At 61.1% G+C, this 20,728-nt stretch carries 15 protein-coding genes; 3 read left to right on the top strand and 12 right to left on the bottom strand.

What is annotated here, in order from left to right; genetic code table 11:
- Positions 1-344: 344 nt before the first annotated feature.
- The 6 genes from mdtD to betI form a co-directional block, all read right to left on the bottom strand.
- On the bottom strand, positions 345-1,772 hold the full coding sequence (gene mdtD, locus PspCFBP13508_RS09235; protein WP_130911669.1) for a multidrug transporter subunit MdtD: 1,428 nt from the start codon (positions 1,770-1,772) through the stop codon (positions 345-347).
- Between the two features lie 190 nt (positions 1,773-1,962).
- A complete protein-coding gene (locus PspCFBP13508_RS09230; protein WP_122612389.1) occupies positions 1,963-3,300 on the bottom strand; it encodes a TldD/PmbA family protein in 1,338 nt (445 codons plus the stop codon).
- Positions 3,300-4,742: a TldD/PmbA family protein gene (locus PspCFBP13508_RS09225; RefSeq protein WP_137214273.1), complete on the bottom strand. Its 1,443-nt coding sequence runs from the start codon at positions 4,740-4,742 to the stop codon at positions 3,300-3,302. The genes PspCFBP13508_RS09230 and PspCFBP13508_RS09225 overlap by 1 nt, the downstream gene beginning before the upstream one ends.
- A gap of 252 nt (positions 4,743-4,994) precedes the next feature.
- Positions 4,995-6,698, bottom strand: a complete 1,704-nt coding sequence (betA, locus tag PspCFBP13508_RS09220) for a choline dehydrogenase (protein WP_137214272.1) — start codon at positions 6,696-6,698, stop codon at positions 4,995-4,997.
- A gap of 148 nt (positions 6,699-6,846) precedes the next feature.
- Positions 6,847-8,319 carry a betaine-aldehyde dehydrogenase gene (gene betB, locus PspCFBP13508_RS09215; protein ID WP_137214271.1) on the bottom strand — a complete coding sequence of 491 codons (1,473 nt, stop codon included), beginning with the start codon at positions 8,317-8,319 and terminating at the stop codon, positions 6,847-6,849.
- 88 nt (positions 8,320-8,407) lie between these two features.
- On the bottom strand, positions 8,408-9,001 hold the full coding sequence (gene betI / locus PspCFBP13508_RS09210; protein WP_008085771.1) for a transcriptional regulator BetI: 594 nt from the start codon (positions 8,999-9,001) through the stop codon (positions 8,408-8,410).
- A 486-nt stretch (positions 9,002-9,487) separates the two neighbouring features.
- On the opposite strand from betI, the gene PspCFBP13508_RS09205 reads away from it, so the two are divergent.
- Positions 9,488-11,428 carry a BCCT family transporter gene (locus tag PspCFBP13508_RS09205; RefSeq protein ID WP_241669511.1) on the top strand — a complete coding sequence of 647 codons (1,941 nt, stop codon included), beginning with the start codon at positions 9,488-9,490 and terminating at the stop codon, positions 11,426-11,428.
- 289 nt (positions 11,429-11,717) lie between these two features.
- On the opposite strand, the gene choV is transcribed toward PspCFBP13508_RS09205, so the two are convergent.
- The 3 genes from choV to PspCFBP13508_RS09190 all read right to left on the bottom strand — a co-directional run bounded on the left by choV (position 11,718) and on the right by PspCFBP13508_RS09190 (position 14,763).
- Positions 11,718-12,896, bottom strand: a complete 1,179-nt coding sequence (choV, locus tag PspCFBP13508_RS09200) for a choline ABC transporter ATP-binding protein (RefSeq protein WP_016772804.1) — start codon at positions 12,894-12,896, stop codon at positions 11,718-11,720.
- Positions 12,893-13,738 (bottom strand): choline ABC transporter permease subunit, encoded by an 846-nt coding sequence (gene choW / locus PspCFBP13508_RS09195; RefSeq protein WP_016772805.1) that lies wholly within the window; start codon positions 13,736-13,738, stop codon positions 12,893-12,895. The genes choV and choW overlap by 4 nt, the downstream gene beginning before the upstream one ends.
- Before the next feature lie 77 nt (positions 13,739-13,815).
- A complete protein-coding gene (locus PspCFBP13508_RS09190) occupies positions 13,816-14,763 on the bottom strand; it encodes a choline ABC transporter substrate-binding protein (RefSeq protein WP_016772806.1) in 948 nt (315 codons plus the stop codon).
- 435 nt (positions 14,764-15,198) lie between these two features.
- On the opposite strand from PspCFBP13508_RS09190, the gene PspCFBP13508_RS09185 reads away from it, so the two are divergent.
- Both PspCFBP13508_RS09185 and PspCFBP13508_RS09180 read left to right on the top strand, forming a co-directional pair.
- On the top strand, positions 15,199-16,575 hold the full coding sequence (locus PspCFBP13508_RS09185; RefSeq protein ID WP_137214269.1) for an L-serine ammonia-lyase: 1,377 nt from the start codon (positions 15,199-15,201) through the stop codon (positions 16,573-16,575).
- 547 nt (positions 16,576-17,122) lie between these two features.
- Positions 17,123-18,226: a GlxA family transcriptional regulator gene (locus PspCFBP13508_RS09180; RefSeq protein WP_007949927.1), complete on the top strand. Its 1,104-nt coding sequence runs from the start codon at positions 17,123-17,125 to the stop codon at positions 18,224-18,226.
- A gap of 89 nt (positions 18,227-18,315) precedes the next feature.
- Here PspCFBP13508_RS09180 and PspCFBP13508_RS09175 read toward each other — a convergent pair whose 3' ends face one another.
- The 3 genes from PspCFBP13508_RS09175 to PspCFBP13508_RS09165 form a co-directional block, all read right to left on the bottom strand.
- A complete protein-coding gene (locus PspCFBP13508_RS09175) occupies positions 18,316-18,579 on the bottom strand; it encodes a hypothetical protein (protein WP_016772808.1) in 264 nt (87 codons plus the stop codon).
- Between the two features lie 370 nt (positions 18,580-18,949).
- Positions 18,950-20,113, bottom strand: coding sequence for a gamma-butyrobetaine dioxygenase (locus tag PspCFBP13508_RS09170; protein WP_137214268.1), 1,164 nt, complete (start codon positions 20,111-20,113; stop codon positions 18,950-18,952).
- 22 nt (positions 20,114-20,135) lie between these two features.
- Complete coding sequence (locus PspCFBP13508_RS09165) at positions 20,136-20,612, bottom strand: thioesterase family protein (protein ID WP_137214267.1); 477 nt, start codon at positions 20,610-20,612, stop codon at positions 20,136-20,138.
- Positions 20,613-20,728 lie beyond the last annotated feature (116 nt).

The following is a 20,728-nucleotide window of genomic DNA, read 5'->3' as shown; positions in this document are numbered from 1 at the left end:
GGCCTGCAAAACAAAATGTCGCGCAGTGTAGCAGCCCCGTGCCAGTTTCCTCGACAGTTCTGGACGAACAGCGACTCAATCGATGTCCGCGAGCGAGTCCTGGCCGAAGATTACCTGTGGCGAGGGGATTTATCCCCGCTGGGGTGCGCAGCAGCCCTAAAACGGTTGGATGCGATCAGCCTGATGAATCGAGGTGGTGGGTATTGGGCTGCTGCGCACCCCAGCGGGGATAAATCCCCTCGCCACAGAAGCTCTTCAGCAGCCACAGAAGCTCTTCAGCAGCCACAGAAGTCCTTCAGCAGTCACAGAAGTTTTTCAGCAGCCACAGATGTCCTTCAGCACAATCAGTGTTCGATGTGCTCCTGCGGCCGTTTCGCCCGGCGCCCGTCTTCCTTGGACAGCTGCGAGAAAATCGTCGCGGCGAGCATGGCCATGATGCCGACCGTGACGAAGGTCAGCTGAAACGCACCGAGTACGGTTTCCACGCCATCGTTGCCGACCTTCGCAGTGAAGCCACCAAGCAGCGCACCGGCGCAGGCCACGCCGAGGCTCAGCGACAACTGCGCGACCACCGAAAGCAGACTGTTGCCGCTGCTGGCGCTGGCATCGTCGAGGTCGATCAGCGTCACCGTATTCATCGCGGTGAATTGCAGCGAGTTGATTGCACCCAGCACGGCTAGCAGGCACAGCAGCAGCCAGTATGGCGTCTGCTCGCTGACCAGACCCATGCTCGCCAGCATGATCCCCAGCGCCAGCGTGTTTCCGGTGAGCACGATGCGATAGCCGAGGCGTTCGATCAGCGGACGCGCGACCCACTTGGCGATCATTGCTGCAGCGGCCAGCGGCAACATGCTCATCCCGGCTTGCGACGGCGAATAACCCAGCGCCACTTGCAACAACAACGGCACCAGAAACGGCAAAGCGCCGCTGCCCAGTCGCGCGAACAGGTTGCCGAGAATGCCGACGGCAAACGTGCGGGTCTTGAACAATGACGGCGCGAACAATGGGTTTTCGATGTGCCCGGCGCGCAGCCAATACGCCGCCAGGCAGGCCATGCCGGCGAACAGCAGCAACATCACCCGCAGGTGCGGCAGGTGCAGTTCGCCAAGGCCTTCCATGGCGATGGTGATGAGGATCATCGCCGCGCCGAACAGCAGAAAACCGAGGCTATCGAAGCGCGTGCGCTCCGTGCCGCGCAGGTCGGGAATGAACTTCCACACCGCATAACAGCCGATCACCCCGACCGGCAGATTGATCAGGAAGATCCAGTGCCACGTCACGTATTCCACCATCCAGCCGCCCATGGTCGGGCCGATCAGCGGGCCGAGCAGGCCGGGAATGGTGATGAAACCCATGATCCGCACCAGTTCCGAGCGCGGGTAGGCACGCAGCACCACCAGTCGCCCGACCGGCAACATCAGCGCACCGCCGAGGCCCTGAATCACCCGCGCACCGATAAGCATGCTCAGGCTGCTGGACAAGGCGCAGAGCAGCGAGCCGAAACTGAACAGCAGAATCGCGCCGAAGAAGATTTTCTTGGTGCCGAAGCGGTCGGCGATCCATCCGGAGGCCGGGATCAGCAGGGCCACGGTGAGCATGTAGGCGATGATCACACCCTGCATGCGCAACGGGTCTTCGGCCAGATCGCTGGCCATGGCCGGCAGCGCGGTGTTGAGGATGGTCCCGTCGAGGGACTGCATGAAGAATGCGATGGCGACGACCCACGGCAACCAGCGGGCGGTGATGGCGTCGAGAGGCGGGCGGTTGGGCATGGAACCTCTTGTGGGTGGTTGATCCAGATTTTTGTTCAAACATGAAACCCTGTGGCGAGGGGATTTATCCCCGCTGGGTCGCGCAGCGGCCCCAAAAAAGCGGGACTGCTGCGCAGTCCATCGGGGATAAATCCCCTCGCCACAGTTTCTATTCCAACAGGTGATCCCCTGTGTGCCGGGGATCTTTGTTTTACAGCGTTAGGGTCAACCGGCTGACCAGCGCCCCCGGCAACAGCGATGACGAGGTATTGCGCTGACTGTAGGTACTCGCCGACAGCAGCAATTCACGCTCGGTAGTCAACGCTTCCAGCTGCGAGCCGAGCAGGTTGTAGGCGCTGTCGTCGAAACGCATGGTGCTGACCGGCGCCTGGATCTCGCCGTTCTCGACCCAGAAGGTCGCGAAGCGGGTCATGCCGGTCATGCGCGCCGCCGGTTGATCCGAGTAGTTCAGGTACCACAGGTTGCTGATGTACAGCCCGGTGCCCAACTGCTTGAGGATCTCTGCTTGCGACAGATCACCGGCGGCCATGTTCAATGCACTGGGCATTTCGCCGCCGCCCGCACCGTTCGCCGCCAGACCATATTCCGCCGCGCTGCGCGAGCCGACCAGTTGATCGCCGGCCCGGCCTTCGATGATCAGACGCAGATCGCTGCGCGGATATCCCTCGGCGGAAAACGCCGGGCTCAGGGATTCGCTGACTTTCTCATCCAGCGACACCAGCGGACTGAACGCCTGATCGCCGACGTAGAGTTTCTGCAACGGACTGCTCTTGCTGGCGATCGATTGCGCCGAGAACCCGCCCCAACTGAGCATGCCCATGATTTCTTCCAGCGCCGCTGGTGCCAGATAGGCGCGGTACTGTCCCGGTGCCAAAGTGCGTAACGGTCGGCCGAGAAACTCCAGCTGTTCGCGGGCCTGGGCGAAACGCCGGGCAAACCCTTCGTCGCTCCAGTCGTGCCCGGCGTAGCTGGCCTTCACCGCTTCGCCGTTTTCGTGGAACAGGCTGAAGTCGAAATTGAAGCTGTTGGCTTCATGCCAGCCGAACGCGCCGGCGGAGCTGGCGAACCCGCGGCTGATCGGGCCGGCAGCATAGAAACCGACCAGATCGAGACCTTCAGCGGCAGCGCAGATTTGCCCGACGACATCTTCGGTGTCCGGCAGCGGATGCGCTTGTACGTGCGTGCTCTGCCAGCTGTTGTGATTGAGCAGCAGGTACGGATCCTGCGGCAGCAGCGGCAGGGTTTCGCGCAGTTGCTGCAAGCCTTCGGCGAGGCGTTGCAGATCGGCTTCCTGATCCCCGGACAAGGTGATCTGCAGGTCGGCGTGGCGACCGTCGTTGATCAGTTTCAGGCCGACGTTGGCCTGCTGCACTTGCCCGGCCTGGCGCACCTTGGCGTGATTGAAGCGCACGAACGCCGAAGCTTCGGCGGCGTAGCTGAGCGTGAACTGTTCCGGCTCGCGCACGCTGTCGCGCAGCCAGTTGACCATGACCTTGAAGGCGTCGGACTGACGCTTCGAAATGCTCATCAGGCGTCTCCCCCAAACACATCAATGTTGCTGAATACGCAGGCCGGCGAAGCGTGGCCGACGCGAATCACCTGGTTCGGTTCGCCCTTGCCGCAGTTCGGCGTGCCCAGCACCTTGACGGTGTTGGCATCGCCGACGGCGCGCAGGCTCTTCCAGAAGTGCGCGGAAATGGCCCGGTAGTTGGGATTTTTCACCACGCCTTTCAGTTCACCGTTCTCGATCAACTGGCCCCATTCGCAGCCGAACTGGAATTTGTTGCGCGCATCGTCGATCGACCACGAGCGGTTGGTGCTCATCAGGATGCCGTGCTCGATACCACCGATCATCTGCTCCAGCGTCTGATCGCCCGGCTCGATGTTGAGGTTGGCCATGCGGTCGATCGGTGGCCGGTTCCAGCCGCAGGCGCGGCTGTTGGCAACGCCATCGAGGCCGGCGCGATATTGCGACAGTGCTCCACCCAATGGCCGCAGCAACAGGCCGTCGCGGATCAGGAATTGTTTGCTCGCCGCAGTGCCGTCGTCGTCATGGCCGTAGCTCGCCAGCTCTTCGGGAATGCCTGGATCGAAAGTTACGTTGAGCAGGTTGGAGCCGTATTGCAGGCTGCCGAAATCGCTGGTCTTGACGAAACTGGTGCCGGCGTAATTGCGCTCATCGCCGAGGATCCGGTCGAGCTCCAGCGGGTGACCGATGGATTCATGGATCTGCAGCATCATCTGATCAGGCATCAGCAGCAGGTCGCGCGGGCCTTGCGGGGTGTTCGGCGCGAGCAGCAGTTGCAGGGCCTGGTCGGCGACTTGCGGACCGGCACCGACCAGGCCGCAGCGGCTGATGACGTCGGCGCCACCCTGCTGGCCGAAGTTCTCGCGGCCGAGGCTGCGGGTCTGGCTGTCGTTGCCGTCGTAGGCGGTGACGTCGAGGCTCGGATAAACGAAGCGCTGGGCCTGGCGTAATTCGGCGCCGGCGCTGCTCAGGTAGATCTGCTCGACATGGGTGATGCCGATGCTCACCTGCCAATTGACCAGGCGTTCATCCTTGGGCACCGAAGCGGACTCCGCACCGAGCAGATCGAAGCATTCACTCAGGGACGGGAAGGGCTGTTCGAGGTTGGGTGAAAAATAATCAGCGCGGTCGCTGGACAGCGTCTGCTCGCGCAGATCGAGCAAGGCGTGCGGCTTGAGCCGGCGGGCTTGCAGTTCGGCGCGTTCAAGCGCGGCTTGCAGGCCTTGTTGCGACAAGTCGTTGGTCGCCGCGTAGGCTTCGACGCCATTCACGCGCACGGTGAGCATCGCCCCTTCATCGCGGCTCAGGCTCGGCGGTTCGGCGACGTTCTTGCGCACCGACAGAAACTGCCCGGACTCGCGCACATACCGCAGGGAAAAAAATTCAGCGCCCGTGCGCAAGGCAGCAAAGCGCTGCTTGAGCTGGGGGTAGAAATCGAACATTCGAGAACCTCCTTGTAATGGAGTAGCGGCATGGCGACAGCGGGGAGGGGTGAAACGGTTGTGCGAGGTCTAGAGTAGGCCTGCGTGGGGGTAGGATCAAGTGAAGAGGGGGTGTAGGGGGATTTACTGTGCAGCGGGGGAATTTGTGCTGAATTTGAGGGCCCCTTCGCGAGCAGGCTCGCTCCCACAGTTGAAATGCATTCCAATGTGGGAGCGAGCCTGCTCGCGAAGGTCGCGCCTCGGTCTTACGACTTACTGGGTAACCGGGGTGATATCCCGCATCGGCTTGCCTTTGACCGGTGCGCCGTTCGCGACGTAATACGCAGCGGTGCTGCGTGGCAGCGGCTTGCGGCCACGGATCTTGTCGGCGATTTTCTCGGCCATCATGATCGTCGGTGCGTTGAGGTTGCCGGTGGTGATGATCGGCATGATCGAGGCATCGACCACGCGCAGGCTCTGCATGCCGTGCACACGACCTTCGCCATCGACCACGGCCATCTCGTCGGTGCCCATCTTGCACGAGCAGGACGGGTGGAACGCGGTTTCGGCGTGCTCGCGGATGAACTTGTCGAGCTGCTCATCGGTTTGCACGTCGATGCCCGGGCTGATTTCGCGACCACGGAACGCGTCGAGGGCCGGCTGCTGCATGATTTCGCGGGTCAGGCGGATGCCGTCGCGGAATTCCTGCCAGTCCTGCTCGGTGGCCATGTAGTTGAAGAGGATGCTCGGGTGCTGGCGCGGGTCCTTGGATTTGACCTGGATGCGACCACGGCTCGGCGAGCGCATGGAGCCCATGTGCGCCTGGAAACCGTGTTCTTTCACACCGTTGCTGCCGTTGTAGTTAATCGCCACCGGCAGGAAGTGGTATTGGATGTTCGGCCATTCGAATTCCGGACGCGAACGAATGAAACCGCCGGCCTCGAACTGGTTGCTGGCGCCGATGCCGGTGCCGTTGAACAGCCACTCGGCACCGATCGCCGGCTGGTTGTACCAGAGCAGCGATGGATACAGCGAAACCGGTTGGGTGCAGGCGTATTGCAGGTACAGCTCAAGGTGATCCTGCAGGTTTTCACCGACGCCCGGCAGATCGTGGACCACCGGGATGTCGAGGCTTTCCAGCAGTTTCGCCGGGCCGACACCGGAGCGCTGCAGAATCTGCGGCGAAGCGATGGCGCCGGAGCACAGCAGGACTTCCTTGCGCGCCTTGGCTTCAACACGTTCTTCAGCGTCACCGATCAGGTAACGCACGCCGACCGCGCGCTTGCCCTCGAACAGGATCTTGTCGGTCAGGGCGTGGGTAACGATGGTCAGGGTCGAACGCTTCTTGGCGATGTCGAGGTAGCCACGGGCAGTGGAAGCACGGCGGCCGTTCGGCGTTACGGTGCGGTCCATCGGGCCGAAGCCTTCCTGCTGGTAACCGTTGAGGTCTTCGGTGCGCGGGTAACCGGCCTGCACGCCGGCTTCAACCATGGCGTGGAACAGCGGGTTGTTGCCGGCTTTCGGCGTGGTCACGCTGACCGGGCCGTCGCCACCGTGGTAATCGTTCGGGCCGATGTCACGGGTTTCGGCTTTGCGGAAGTACGGCAGGCAATCGAGGTACGACCAGTCTTCCAGGCCCGGCAGTTTCGCCCAGCCGTCGTAGTCCATCGCATTGCCACGGATGTAGCACATGCCGTTGATCAGCGAAGAGCCGCCGAGGCCCTTGCCGCGACCGCATTCCATCCGGCGGCCGTCCATGTGCGGCTCTGGATCGGTTTCATAGGCCCAGTTGTAGCGACGACCCTGCAGCGGGAAGGCCAGCGCGGCTGGCATCTGCGTACGGAAGTCGAGGCGGTAGTCCGGACCCCCGGCTTCGAGCAGCAGAACGGTGACGCCTTCGTCTTCAGTCAGACGGGTGGCAAGTGTGTTACCTGCAGAGCCGGCGCCTATGATGATGTAGTCGTATTCTTGAGTCATAAATTCTCCTGCGGGAGCTACAAGCCACAAGCTTCAAGCTGCAAGAAAAAGCAGCGAGCTGTGGCTTCGAAATCGGGGAGGGCGGCAACCCCAAACTGCTTTTACTTGCAGCTTGAAACTTGCCGCTTGCAGCTGATCAGCTAGCTGATCAGAACACCGAGACGTAGTCGCCCAGCTCGACCTGTACCGATTTGATGCGGGTGAAGTTGTTCAGCGAGCTGATCCCGTTCTCACGGCCCACGCCCGACTGCTTGTAGCCGCCGACCGGCATTTTTGCGTCGGACTCGCCCCAGGCGTTGATCCAGCAGATACCGGCTTCCAGTTGATGAATCACGCGGTGGGCGCGGTTCAGGTCGCGGGTGACGATGCCGGCGGCCAGGCCGAAGTCGGTGTCGTTGGCGCGGCGGATCACTTCTTCTTCGGTTTCGTAGGAGAGGATCGCCATCACCGGGCCGAAGATTTCTTCGCGGACGATGGTCATGTCGTCGGTGCAGTCGGTGAACACGGTTGGCGCAACGAACGCGCCTTTGGCGAATTCGCCGTCGGTCAGACGACCGCCGCCGCACAGCACGCGTGCGCCTTGTTCTTTACCTTTTTCGATATAGGCCAGCACGCTTTCCATGTGGGCGAAGCTGACCAGCGGGCCGAAGTTGGTGTTCTCGTCTTCCGGGTTGCCAACGCGGATGCGGGCAACACGCTCAACGACCTTGGCTTCAAAAGCGGCTTTCAGATGCGCCGGTACGAACACGCGGGTGCCGTTGGTGCAGACCTGACCGGAGCTGTAGAAGTTGGCCATCATCGCAGTGTCGGCGGCGCGATCGAGGTCGGCGTCGTCGCAGATGATCAGCGGCGACTTGCCGCCCAGTTCCATGGTCACGTCTTTGAGCGACGAAGCCGAAGCGCTGGCCATGACTTTCTTGCCGGTGTCGGTGCCGCCGGTGAAGGAGATTTTTTCGATGCGCGGGTGCTCGGTCAGCCAGGTGCCGACTTCGCGGCCGCTGCCGGTCAGGACGTTGAACACGCCGTTCGGCACGCCGGCTTCAGTGTAGATCTCAGCCAGTTTCAGGGTGGTCAGCGAGGTGACTTCGCTTGGCTTGAAGATCATCGCGTTACCGGCGGCCAGGGCTGGAGCGGATTTCCACAGCGCGATCTGGATCGGGTAGTTCCACGCGCCGATACCGGCGACCACGCCCAGCGGCTCGCGACGGGTGTAAACGAAAGAGGTGTCACGCAGCGGGATCTGCTCGCCTTCGATGGCGGGCACCAGGCCTGCGTAGTATTCCAGCACGTCAGCGCCGGTGACGATGTCGACGTACTTGGTTTCGGAGAAGGATTTGCCGGTGTCCAGGGTTTCCAGTGCGGCCAGCTCATCGTTGCGCTCGCGCAGGATGTCGACGGCGCGACGCAGGATGCGCGAACGCTCCATGGCAGTCATCGCGGCCCAGACTTTCTGGCCTTTTTCGGCGCTGACCACGGCGCGCTCGACATCTTCCTTGGTCGCACGTTGCACCAGTGCGAGGACTTCACCGTTCGCCGGGTTGATGGCTTCGAAGGTGGCGTCGCTGCCGGCGTCGGTATACGCGCCATCGATGTAGAGTTTTTGCAGTTCGAAACGGGCCATAGTGTCCTCGCAAGTGCATTGGTGGTTGGCGTTGCCCACCGCGATCACGCTGCGGTGGAGTTCAGGGGCTGAGCGTTTTCTGTGTGCTCTAGCTCACCTTCTTGGCCAATTGGAAATCCATGTATTCGTAAGCGATCTGTTGCGCCTGAGCGGTGTCGAAAGCGTCTCCGGACAGCGCGCCGCGCAACCACAAGCCGTCAATCAACGCTGCCAGACCCCGGGCGGCGCTGCGCGCATCTTCGAGCGGCAGCACACGGCGGAACTGGCAGCACAGGTTGGAATACAGACGGTGATCGTTGATCCGCTGCAACCTGTGCAAAGACGGCTGGTGCATGCTGGTGGCCCAGAAGGCCAGCCAGGTTTTCATTGCCGGGCCATTGACCTGGCTGGCGTCGAAGTTGCCTTCGATGATCACCTGCAGATGCGCCCGTGGGCTGTCATCTGCCAGCGCCTGACGGCGCGCGGTGACGCTCTCGCTGAGGGCTGTCATCAGATACCGCATCGTGGCGGCGATCAGGCCGTTCTTGTCCTGAAAGTAATGACTGATGATGCCATTCGAGACACCGGCCAAACGGGCGATCAGCGCAATGCTGGCGTCCCCCATTCCGACCTGATCGACCGCTTGCAAAGTGGCTTCGATCAATTGTTGGCGGCGGATGGGTTGCATACCGACCTTGGGCATCTTGCACATCTCCTTAGGCCTTCCGAGGGGCGAATGACGCCGATCGGATTGAGGGCCAGTCTATTTTGTTTTGATTGAACGTTCAATCAACAAAGAATAAGATCTGCGACAATTCGTCGCTGCCTACAGAAAATTCCTACGCGTGATGACGATAAAAACCGACACCTGAAGCGGCTCGAAACCTGCGTGGGGCATGGCGCGGTTCGCGATTCGATGGACGTGTTGAAAGGGCAAGACGCTCGGGGCCAGGTTTCGGATGAACGTCCGTCGCCTCTGGCCACGAAAGCGAATACGCAACGCCATTTCAGCAGGTTCGGGCTTTTTTCGGAGTGTCTTTATATCACCCGCCGGTCGGCTGCCAACTAACCGATTGGTCGGGTTCCGTGATGCCTTGTGTTCTTCTCTCGCACTGCCTGGAGCATTTGTGCCATGAGTTCTGCCTCGCTAATAAAGACCCCGCCCGAGAAGGTGACGGTCAACGGTTGGGTGTTCTACACCTCGACCGCGCTGATTCTGTTGTTGACCGCCATTCTGATCATCGCCCCGCAAGAGGCCGGCAGAATGTTGGGCATGGCCCAGGCCTGGTTGTCGCGCAGCTTCGGCTGGTACTACATGGTGGTGATCGCCGCCTACCTGGTGTTCGTGGTCGGTCTGGCGTTTTCCTCGTACGGCAAACTCAAACTGGGCAGCAAGGACGACACCCCGGACTTCAGTTACGGCGCCTGGGCGGGGATGCTGTTCTCGTCGGGCATCGGCATTTCGCTGCTGTACTTCGGCGCGTCCGAGCCACTGGATCACTACTTCAATCCGCCGGAAGGCACCTCGGCCACAAACATGGCCGCGCGCCAGGCGGTGCAACTGACTTTCCTGCACTGGGGCCTGCACGGCTGGGCGATCTACGCACTGGTCGGTCTGGCCGTGGCGTATTTCGCCTATCGGCATAACCAGCCGCTGGCGCTGCGTTCGGCGCTGTATCCGCTGGTCGGCGAGCGTTGGGTCAAAGGCGCGGCCGGGCACGCGGTGGACGGCTTCGGCATGTTCGTGACCCTGCTGGGTCTGGTGACCAACCTGGGGATTGGCTCGCTGCAAGTGTCGTCCGGGCTGGAAAACCTGTTCGGCATGGAGCACAGCAACACCAACCTGCTGATCGTTATCATCGTCATGAGCACCGTGGCGACCATCGCCGCAGTGTCCGGTGTGGAAAACGGCATCCGTCGTCTGTCCAACCTGAACATCGTGCTGTTCAGCGGCCTGCTGATTTTCGTCCTGCTGTTCGGCCCGACCCTGCACCTGCTCAACGGCTTCGTGCAGAACATCGGTGACTACCTCAACGGCGTGGTGCTGAAGACCTTCGACCTGTACGTCTATGAAGGCGACAGCGCCAAGTCCGATCGCTGGCTGGGCCTGTGGACCCTGTTCTACTGGGCCTGGTGGATTTCCTGGGCGCCATTCGTGGGCATGTTCATCGCACGGATTTCCCGTGGCCGCAGCGTGCGTGAACTGGTCGCTGGCGTGCTGCTGATTCCGCTGGGCTTCACTTTGGCGTGGCTGTCGATCTTCGGCAACTCGGCGCTGGATCTGGTGATGAATCAGGGCGCGGTGGAGTTGGGCAAGACGGCGCTGGAACAGCCGTCGATGGCGATCTATCAATTGCTTGAGCATTATCCGGCGTCGAAAGTCGTCATCGGGGTGTCGATCTTTGTCGGCTTCGTGCTGTTCCTGACCCCGGCCGACTCCGGCGCGGTGATGATGGCGAATCTTTCCTGCAAGGGCGGCAACGTCGATGAAGACGCGCCGCACTGGCTGCGGATCTTCTGGTCGGTGGTGATCACCCTGGTGACCATCGGCCTGCTGTTCGCCGGCAACTTCGAAGCCATGCAGACCATGGTCGTGCTGGCCGGCCTGCCGTTCTCGGTGGTGCTGATCTGCTTCATGTTCGGCCTGCACAAGGCGATGCGCCAGGACGTGCAGATCGAACAGGAGCAAGCGCAACTGGCCGAGCGCGGACGCCGTGGTTTCAGCGAGCGCCTGACGCAACTGGATCTGCAGCCGAGCCAATCGGTGGTGCAGCGCTTCATGGACAAGCGCGTCACCCCGGCGCTGGAAGATGCAGCGACGCAATTGCGCAATCAGGGCATTGAAGTGCAGACGCTGCTGGGCAAGGCCAAGCGCTGCATGGGTGTGCGGGTCGAGATGGAAGAGGGCAACCCTTTCGTTTACGAAGTGAGCCTGGACGGTTATCTGGCGACCCCGACCGAATCGGCGCAATCAGATGAAGCGCGTCAGCGTTACTACCGGGCCGAGGTGTATTTGCACAATGGCAGTCAGGATTACGACTTGATGGGCTTCACGCCGGAGCAGATTACGCGGGATGTGCTGGATCAGTTTGAAAGCCATCGGCAGTTGTTGGGGCGGGTTTATAGCTAAAGTCAAAAGCCTGCCCTCACCCCAGCCCTCTCCCGGAGGGAGAGGGAGCTGACCGAGGTGTCTTGCGCTATACGCCGACCTGGAAGACCGAGTCGATTATGGGTTTGGAACCCGACCGGAAGCTTCTCCTAGCCTGAGTTCGACTCGATTTCTCAGGTCGATGTAGCTCGAAAGTTCAACTGGGTCAGTCCCCTCTCCCTCTGGGAGAGGGCTAGGGTGAGGGGCTTTTCCCTGACCCAATAAAAAGGGATCGCTCACCGCGATCCCTTTTTTTATCCCACCTGGCGCATTACCCCAGATTCTTGCCCAGCAACGCGTGATACAACTCGCTGTCACCCAGAATCCCCACCACATGATTGTTATCGTGCAGCACCAGCTTGTTGCCGGTCTGATAACGGATCTGCAGCGCGTCACGCATGCCGATGTTCGAGTCCACCAGCGTCGGTTTGCGCTCCAGGCCCTCCACTGCTTGCCCCGGTGCCCAGTTCTGCAGGTTCAGCACTGAACCGTTCTGCCGTGCGCCTTTGATGGTGTTGCCTTCGGCCAGGTCCAGCCACGAGTCGCCGCCAGGATCCAGGCACACCGAGCCGTTGATGCGTTTGCACTTGTCCAGCGTGCGCATCAGGCTGCGGCCGCAGAGCACGTTGAGCGGATTGGTGTGGGCGACGAAGGTGCGCACATAGTCGTCCGCCGGGTTGAGGACGATTTCTTCCGGCACGCTGTACTGGATGATCCGGCCGTCCTTCATGATCGCGATGCGGCTGCCGAGTTTGAGTGCTTCATCGAGGTCGTGGCTGACAAACACGATGGTCTTGCTCAGCTTGCGTTGCAGCTCCAGCAGTTCATCCTGCAGACCCTGGCGGATCAACGGGTCGAGGGCCGAGAACGGTTCGTCCATCAGCAGAATATCGGCGTCCATGGCCAGCGCACGGGCGAGGCCGACGCGCTGCTGCATGCCGCCGGATAGCTCATCAGGCTTCTTGTTGCGCCATTGGGTCAGGCCAACCAGTTCGAGTTTCTCATCGACCAGTTTCTTGCGTTCCTTCTCCGGTCGACCCTGCATTTCCAGACCGAAACTGATGTTCTCGCGCACTGTCAGCCAGGGCATCAGGGCGAACTTCTGGAACACCATGGCAATGCGCTTGGTGCGCATCATCTTCAGCTCGGCGGGCGTGCAGGACGCGATGTCGATCTGGCGGTTTTCATGCTCGACGAACAGCTTGCCGCGGCTCACCGTGTTGAGGCCGTTGATGCAGCGCAGCAGGCTCGACTTGCCCGAGCCGGACAGGCCCATCAGCACGCAGATCTCGCCTTTGTTGATGTCCAGCGTGGCTTTTTCCACGCCGACGATCTGACCGGTCTTCTTCAGGATCTCGTTGCGGGTCATGCCCTGATCGAGCAGCTTGAGTGCCTCGCGCGGGTCCTTGGAGAAGATTACGTCGACGTCTTCGAAGCGAATTATGCTCATGCGTCACCCCCTACTTTAGCGTCGGGTTGTTTGCAGATACGGTCGAGCATGATCGCCAGCAGTACGATTGCCAGGCCTGCTTCGAAGCCCAGCGCAATATCAGCAGTGTTCAGTGCGTTGACCACCGGTTTGCCGAGTCCGTCGGCGCCGACCAGTGCCGCGATCACCACCATCGACAGCGACAGCATGATGCACTGGGTGATGCCGGCCGCGATGCTCGGCATGGCGTGCGGCAGTTCGATCCGTGAGAGCAATTGGCGACGCGAGCAGCCGAAGGCCTTGCCGGCGTCCATCAGTTCTTGCGGGACATCGCGGATGCCCAGGTAGGTCAGGCGGATCGGCGCCGCGATGGCGAACACCACCGTGGAGATCAGGCCCGGAACCACACCCAGCCCGAAGAGGGTCAGGGTAGGAATGAGGTAAACGAAGGTCGGTACGGTCTGCATCAGATCGAGCACCGGCCGCATCATGGTGTAGAACATCGGTTTGTGCGCGGCGACGATGCCCAGCGGCACGCCGATCAACACGCAGACCAGGGTGGCGAACAGCACCTGGGCGAGGGTTTCCATGGTTTCCTGCCAGTAACCCAGGTTGAGGATCAGCAGGAACGAGGCGACCACGAACGCGGTCAGGCCCCACTTGCGTTGAATCAGATGGGCAATGATGGCAATCAGGCCAATCAGCACCAACGGGTTGAACCAGGTCAGCGCAAACGTCACGCCGTGGATCATCGTTTCCAGTGTCACGGCGATTGCGTCGAAGGTGTTGGCGCCGTGTTGCGTCAACCATTCGACGAAGCCCGCGATGTACTGGCCTAAAGGTATTTTCTGATCAATCAGCATGGTAGTGAACGTCCGCATGCAAGGAAATTAACAGCCCGGGCAGGCACGCCTGCCCGGCATAAGCGGTGCCCCTCAAATCAAGGCGCGAGCTTGGCTTTCACGGCCTCCAGGCCTGGTTTACCGTCAATGGTGGTCACGCCAGCGAGCCAGGTATCGAGCACCTGTGGATTCTTTTTCAGCCAGGCCTTGGCGGCCGCGTCAGGCTTCATCTTGTCGTCGAGGATGTTGCCCATCAGTTCACTTTCCATGTCGACGGTGAACTCCAGGTTTTTCAACAGCTGACCGACATTGCTGCATTCTTCGGCGTAACCCTTGCGGGTGTTGGTCGCTACGGTGGCTGCGCCGAAATCGGGGCCGAAGAAGTCGTCGCCGCCGGTCAGGTATTGAATCTTGAAGCGCTTGTTCATCGGGTGCGGTGCCCAGCCGAGGAAGACCACGGCGGTGTCGCGCTTCTGCGCCCGGTCAACTTGCGAGAGCATCCCGGCCTCGGAAGATTCGACGATCTTGAAGCCAGCGGTTTTCAGGCCGAAGGCATCCTTGTCGATCATGCTCTGGATAAGCCGGTTGCCGTCGTTGCCCGGCTCGATGCCGTAGATCTTGCCGTCGAGCTCTTTCTTGAATTTGGCGATGTCGGCGAAGTCGTGCAGGCCTTTGTCGTAGAGGGCTTGCGGCACGGCGAGGGTGTATTTGGCACCCTTGAGGTTGGTGCGCACGGTGTCGACGGTGCCGGCATCGCGATACGGCTTGATGTCGTTCTCCATGGTCGGCATCCAGTTACCGAGAAACACGTCCATGTTCTTGCCGTCGGCCAGCGACTTGTAGGTCACGGGCACGGAGATCATGGTGGTTTTGGTCTTGTAGCCGAGGGCGTTGAGAACAACGGAAGTGGTGGCGGTGGTTGCGGTGATGTCGGTCCAGCCGACATCGGAGAAGTTAACGAGGCTGCACTGTGCCGGTTCTGCGGCTTGCGCCAGTAACGGCAGACTCAGCAGGGCGGCCAACAACAACGACGGGGAACCTTTCATGGATGGACTCCTTGGTGTTTTTTTTGGCAGTGTTCCGACTGTGGACCACCGCACTTATGGGTTGCGGTTGGTGGCGTTCTGACGACAGCTCTACCGCAGCGCCTTGCAATCGAGTCATCCCGATCATGTACCAGTGAAAATCTGACGCCTACAGGGAGGGTCGTATCCAGTACAGGGATGGTCGCTTCCAGTGTCGGTGACGTCGCTTACAGCTTTTTTCCGCCCCCGATGACCTGCTCAACGGCATAAAAACGGCGTATTTGCGGGGCGAAAACGTAACGACGCTGCTGGACATGACTGCGTCGGTGTCAGACGCCGAGCGCGCCGACAAAAGCCCGATGATGCCGGCATTCGGCGGATCGCAGCTTGAGCGTAGCAGCTCCGCCAGCGGGCGCTTTTGCCGCCCGGACCGGTATTCTCAGGAGCTTCGCAGCAATGGCTATCAGCGTTTTCGACCTGTTCAAAATCGGCATCGGCCCTTCCAGTTCCCACACCGTCGGGCCGATGCGCGCCGCCGCATTGTTCGTCGAGTCGCTGCGCGGCAAGCACCAGCTGGAACAGGTGCGGCGCATCGAGGTGCAGTTGTTCGGATCGCTTTCCGCCACCGGCATCGGTCACGGCAGCGACAACGCGGTGATCATGGGCCTGATGGGCGAGTGGCCGGACGCAATCGACCCGGCGCAGATCGGCCCGCGCATTCAGGCGCTGCGTGAAACCCATACGTTGTTATTGGATGGTCGCCTGTCGGTGCCGTTTGTGTGGGCGCGGGACATGCGTCTGATCGATGAAAACCTGCCATTCCATCCCAACGCCATGACGCTGGTGGCCGAAGGCGAGTTCGGTGAGTTGCACCGTGACACCTACTATTCGGTCGGCGGCGGCTTCGTCGTTGATGAGGCGCAAGCGTCCAGTGGTGTGGTCGATCTGGATCGCACCGAATTGCCCTACGACTTCTCCAGCGCGGTCGAGCTGCTGCAGTTGTGCAAAACGCACAACCTGCGCGTCGCTGAACTGATGATGGCCAACGAAAAGGTCTGGCGCAGCGAAGAAGAGATCCGTGCCGGGCTGATGAAACTGTGGCGGGCGATGCAGGATTGCGTCGAGCAAGGCCTCAAGCACGAAGGCATTCTGCCCGGCGGCCTGAACGTGCGGCGGCGCGCGGCGAAGTTGCACCGCAGCCTGCAAGAGCTGAATAAGCCCAATGTCATCGGCTCGACCCTGAGCGCGATGGAGTGGGTGAATCTGTTCGCCCTGGCCGTCAATGAAGAGAACGCCGCCGGCGGGCGCATGGTTACCGCGCCGACCAATGGCGCGGCGGGGATCATCCCGGCGGTGCTGCACTACTTTATGAAGTTCAGCGAAGCGGTCACCGACGCCAACGTCGTCGACTATTTCCTCGGCGCGGCGGCGGTCGGAATTCTGTGCAAGAAGAACGCTTCGATCTCTGGGGCCGAGGTCGGTTGTCAGGGCGAGGTCGGTTCGGCCTGCGCCATGGCTGCGGCGGGGCTGGCGGAGATTCTCGGCGCCACGCCCGAGCAATTGTGCAACGCGGCGGAAATCGGCCTGGAGCACAATCTGGGCCTGACCTGCGACCCGGTCGGTGGTCTGGTGCAGGTGCCGTGCATCGAGCGCAATGCAATCGCGGCAGTAAAAGCCATCAACGCGGCGCAAATGGCCCTGCGTGGCGACGGGCAGCACTTTATCTCGCTGGACCGGGTGATCCGCACCATGCGCGATACCGGCGCCGATATGCATGACAAATATAAAGAAACTTCGCGCGGTGGCTTGGCGGTCAGCGCGGTTGAGTGCTGAGCCAGCCACACCGAGGTGGATTCTTCGCGAGCAGGCTCGCTCCCACAATAGATCTCCAGTGAACACAATATTTGTGAACCCCAGATTCCAGTGTGGGAGCGAGCCTGCTCGCGAAGGCGCCAGACCAGTCAAAACTGCTCAACAAAAGAACACCCCGATCCAGCCACGCCACCTTTTGGCGCGTCGCAATCAGACAAGCGTCACTGTCAGTCGTGACTTGTCAGTCGCTACTCGACCGTCCGTCGTCCGTGCTTGCGGTGACACTCTGTGCAAATCCTCTGCAGGCCAGTTCCCACAAGTGCTACCGATCTGCTCACAGGCTGTGCGGCAGGGCTCTCGCAGCGTCTGATGGCACTTCGAAATGGCATGTTCCGAGGTCTCGTATAGACGCGTCGCGAGGTCGTTTTCAGGAGTTATTGAATGGCCGTCCAATTTCAGGCACGGCAATTGCTCTGTCATAACAAAGCCTGCTTTCTCTGTGAGACGCGGGCAATAACAAGAGCCTCCGCCTGAGGCCGCCACCCGCTTTGTGTGAGGAGATACCGCGATGACGTCGTTCAACTCCGGGGCCCAACCCCAGAACCGTGCGCCTCAATCCATCGGCTTTCTGCTGCTGGACAATTTCACGCTGATTTCCCTGGCGTCCGCCGTTGAGCCGCTGCGCATGGCCAACCAGTTGTCCGGTCGCGAGCTGTATCGCTGGAGCACCCTCACCGTCGATGGCGGCCAGGTCTGGGCCAGTGACGGTCTGCAGATCACACCCGATGCCTCCATGCACAAAGCCCCGCCTCTGGACACGGTCATTGTCTGCGGCGGCATCGGCATTCAACGTACCGTAACCCGTGAACACGTCTCGTGGCTGCAAAGCCAGGCGCGCCAGTCCAAGCGCCTGGGCGCGGTGTGCACCGGCAGTTGGGCGCTGGCCTGCGCCGGTCTGCTCGACGGCTTCGATTGCAGCGTGCACTGGGAATGTCTGGCGGCGATGCAGGAAGCTTTCCCGCGGGTGGCCATGAGCACACGCCTGTTCACCCTCGATCGTAACCGCTTCACCAGCTCCGGCGGCACCGCGCCGCTGGACATGATGCTGCACCTGATCAGCCGCGATCACGGTCGCGAACTGTCGGCAGCGATCTCGGAGATGTTCGTCTACGAGCGCATCCGCAACGAACAGGATCACCAACGTGTGCCGCTCAAGCACATGCTCGGCACCAACCAGCCGAAGTTGCAGGAAATCGTCGCGCTGATGGAAGCCAACCTGGAAGAGCCGATCGATCTGGATGAACTGGCGGTGTATGTCGCGGTGTCGCGGCGACAGCTGGAGCGGTTGTTTCAGAAATACCTGCACTGCTCGCCGTCGCGCTATTACCTGAAGCTGCGCCTTATCCGCGCCCGGCAACTGCTCAAGCAGACGCCGATGTCGATCATCGAAGTGGCGTCGGTGTGTGGTTTCGTCTCCACGCCGCACTTCTCCAAGTGCTATCGCGAGTACTTCGGCATCCCGCCGCGTGACGAGCGCGTCGGCTCCAACACCACCCAGCAGGTGGCGATGCTGCCACTGCCGCAGGCCATCGTGATGTCGCCGCTGTCGGGGCCGATGTCAGCGCTGAGTCAGGCGCGCAATGAGTCGACGTTTGCCAGCGTAAGGCTGTAAAGCAAAAGATCGCAGCCTTCGGCAGCTCCTACATTTGGAATACGTTCCCCTGTAGGCGCTGCCGAAGGCTGCGATCTTTTGATCTTTTCTCAGGCGCTGTGGGACTGCTGGTAATCCGAGAGGGCCGGCAACAATTGCTTGTCGATCGCCTGACGCACCGCCGGCTGAATGCTGGCGCCACTGGTGTACATGTCCTTGACCATCTTGCGCAGTTCAAATGCGCGAACATTGTCCAGGCCACGCACCGCACACTCGCAGGCCTGCTCGGCGGTGGTACCGCTCGGCACCTGAATACCCAAGGCCTTGAGCTGGCCCAACAGATCTTCCTGGTCAATCAAATCGGCGTACATCATTACGCAAATCCTTCTGTGGCAACGGAGGTCTTGGCTCGATTCTGGTGGCCCCGACCGGACGCGGCAAGGGCGTTTTGTCGCGGTGGCCGGGACGACTATGAACAGGTCGTTTTCGGCTAACCGACTGGATGGGCGACTAGGCACACTGGCCCCAGCTCGCTTCACGAAGGTTTGGTCACCCTCGCCTGGCAGCTCCTCAACAGTACCCTCCTCAGCTCCGATCCTGTCACGGCTTGATCGGAGTTTTTTTTGCTTTGAATCAGCCAGAGATTTGTTGTTCCCGCTGACGCTTTCGCGAGCAGGCTCGCTCCCACTTTGCAATGCGTACCCCTGTGGGAGCGAGCCTGCTCGCGAAGAACGATGACGCGGTTCAACGTTGCAACACCAGAATCCGCGACAACAACTCATCCCGGTCGACATAGCAGCCCTGAAAATGCCGCGCCCCGGTCGCTGGATCAAAGGCATTGCGTGCATGCAGCGTGCGGCGGTTGTCAAAGCACCACAACTCGCCCGGCTTGAGCCGCTGCATCAGCCGAAACCGCGGCTCGCGGGTCATCGCAATAAAGCGCCGATAGGCTCGATACAGCAGCGGCATCTGCGCCACCGACGTATCGAACGCCCCGCGCAGAAAGTTGGCCATGCGAATCTCCGCCACCCGGCCCAGCGCATCCACAGCGATGATCGGCGCCAGGCAGCGATAGTCGCTGTGCCGGTCCTTGTTGCGGAATTCCACAGGGATTTCGCACAGGGCCTCAAACAGCTGCGGCTCCTCCTGACGCAAGGCGTCGGCGATCGCAAAACCATCGACGAAAATGCTCTCGCCACCCTCGGCATCATTCACCAGGCAATGCAGAAATTGCAGCCCCGGCTGCAGCTCGCGAGTCGGCAGATCCGTGTGCAATGGCAGGTTGAAGGCGGTGTAGGCGTTGCTGTCGGCGTCGGCTTTGGATTGCACATTGAACAGCACGCCGAAGTTGCTTTCGCGGATGAAGGAAATCCGCTGCGCGATGAGCTTCAGCGAGCCCGGCTCGGCGGGCACGCCGCGCACTTGGGTCAGGCCGATGTCGCGCACGGCGAGCAACCATTGCAGCAGCGCGGCGTTGTCGTTCATCAGCGCGATGTAGTCGAACACCGGCAACTGCAGATCGCTGTGCCACAAATGGGGCTGCGGTTTGCCGGCCAGGCGTTCGGCGCGGGATTCATCGTCATAGGCATGTGCGCGCAACCAGCCCGGGTCAAAGCGGCTGAGGTGACCGTCCTGCCAGTCGATGCGCAGGCAACCATCGGTGTCGATGCGCGTGGCCAGCGGTTGCAAATCCTCGGCGGCATCGACGCTTTCAAAGACTTGCTCGCGAGTGACGCTGTAGACACATTGATCACACGGGCAATTGTCGCGCAGCCATACGTGGTGAAACGGGCTGACACGTCCGTCAGCCCATTCGATGACAACGCGATCCGCCAGACCCTGCACGCCACCGAGCGCGCTGATCAACGGATAAGTACGAAAATCGGCAACAGTGACGGCGGTGTTCATGGCGGCTCCTTCAGTGGGGGATTTACCGAGCGGGTGGCAGCGCGATCACGCGGCCGATGTAAGCGGGAGCGGGCAGGTCGGTCTGATCGGCGACGATGGCTTGCAGGCAATGCAACGTATCGGGGCTGAACGGCGCCGAGCGCGGGCCGGCGAGGTCGACGTGCAAAAGCATCTGTTCGTTGCCGGCCAACTCTTGCTCATCGCCGATTTTGTGCAGGCTGTGGTAGAGGTGCAGGCGCTTGCTGTCGTGGCCGATGATTTGCGTGCGCACTTCGACCTCGGTGTCGAGTTTCACTTCGTGCAGATAATTGAGGTGCAGTTCGAGAGTGAACAGCGAATGGCCGCTGGCCTCGCGGTTGCTGCTGTCCATGCCGAGGCGGTCCATCAGCGCATCGGTGGCGTAGCTGAAGATCAGCAGGTAGAAGGCGTCGCGCAGGTGGCCGTTGTAGTCGACCCAGTCGGAGATAATGGTGGTCTGGTAGGTGGTGAGGTGGGGCATGGTTTCGGTTCCAACATTGATGATGACTGGACTGCCGTCTTCGCGAGCAGGCTCGCTCCCACATTGAAATGCGTGTACCTGTGGGAGCGAGCCTGCTCGCGAAGGGGCCGGAAGCG

The organism is Pseudomonas sp. CFBP13508 (genome assembly GCF_005233515.1).
Taxonomy (GTDB): domain Bacteria; phylum Pseudomonadota; class Gammaproteobacteria; order Pseudomonadales; family Pseudomonadaceae; genus Aquipseudomonas; species Aquipseudomonas mercuritolerans.
The sequence above is the reverse complement of the archived record's forward strand: the minus strand, read 5'-3'. Positions and strand labels throughout refer to the sequence as shown.

Coding starts and splice junctions, on each gene's coding strand:
- mdtD (WP_130911669.1), bottom strand. CDS start 1,772: ATGCCCAACCGCCCGCCTCTCGACGCCATCACCGCCCGCTGGTTGCCG.
- PspCFBP13508_RS09230 (WP_122612389.1), bottom strand. CDS start 3,300: ATGAGCATTTCGAAGCGTCAGTCCGACGCCTTCAAGGTCATGGTCAAC.
- PspCFBP13508_RS09225 (WP_137214273.1), bottom strand. CDS start 4,742: ATGTTCGATTTCTACCCCCAGCTCAAGCAGCGCTTTGCTGCCTTGCGC.
- betA (WP_137214272.1), bottom strand. CDS start 6,698: ATGACTCAAGAATACGACTACATCATCATAGGCGCCGGCTCTGCAGGT.
- betB (WP_137214271.1), bottom strand. CDS start 8,319: ATGGCCCGTTTCGAACTGCAAAAACTCTACATCGATGGCGCGTATACC.
- betI (WP_008085771.1), bottom strand. CDS start 9,001: ATGCCCAAGGTCGGTATGCAACCCATCCGCCGCCAACAATTGATCGAA.
- choV (WP_016772804.1), bottom strand. CDS start 12,896: ATGAGCATAATTCGCTTCGAAGACGTCGACGTAATCTTCTCCAAGGAC.
- choW (WP_016772805.1), bottom strand. CDS start 13,738: ATGCTGATTGATCAGAAAATACCTTTAGGCCAGTACATCGCGGGCTTC.
- PspCFBP13508_RS09190 (WP_016772806.1), bottom strand. CDS start 14,763: ATGAAAGGTTCCCCGTCGTTGTTGTTGGCCGCCCTGCTGAGTCTGCCG.
- PspCFBP13508_RS09185 (WP_137214269.1), top strand. CDS start 15,199: ATGGCTATCAGCGTTTTCGACCTGTTCAAAATCGGCATCGGCCCTTCC.
- PspCFBP13508_RS09180 (WP_007949927.1), top strand. CDS start 17,123: ATGACGTCGTTCAACTCCGGGGCCCAACCCCAGAACCGTGCGCCTCAA.
- PspCFBP13508_RS09175 (WP_016772808.1), bottom strand. CDS start 18,579: ATGATGTACGCCGATTTGATTGACCAGGAAGATCTGTTGGGCCAGCTC.
- PspCFBP13508_RS09170 (WP_137214268.1), bottom strand. CDS start 20,113: ATGAACACCGCCGTCACTGTTGCCGATTTTCGTACTTATCCGTTGATC.
- PspCFBP13508_RS09165 (WP_137214267.1), bottom strand. CDS start 20,612: ATGCCCCACCTCACCACCTACCAGACCACCATTATCTCCGACTGGGTC.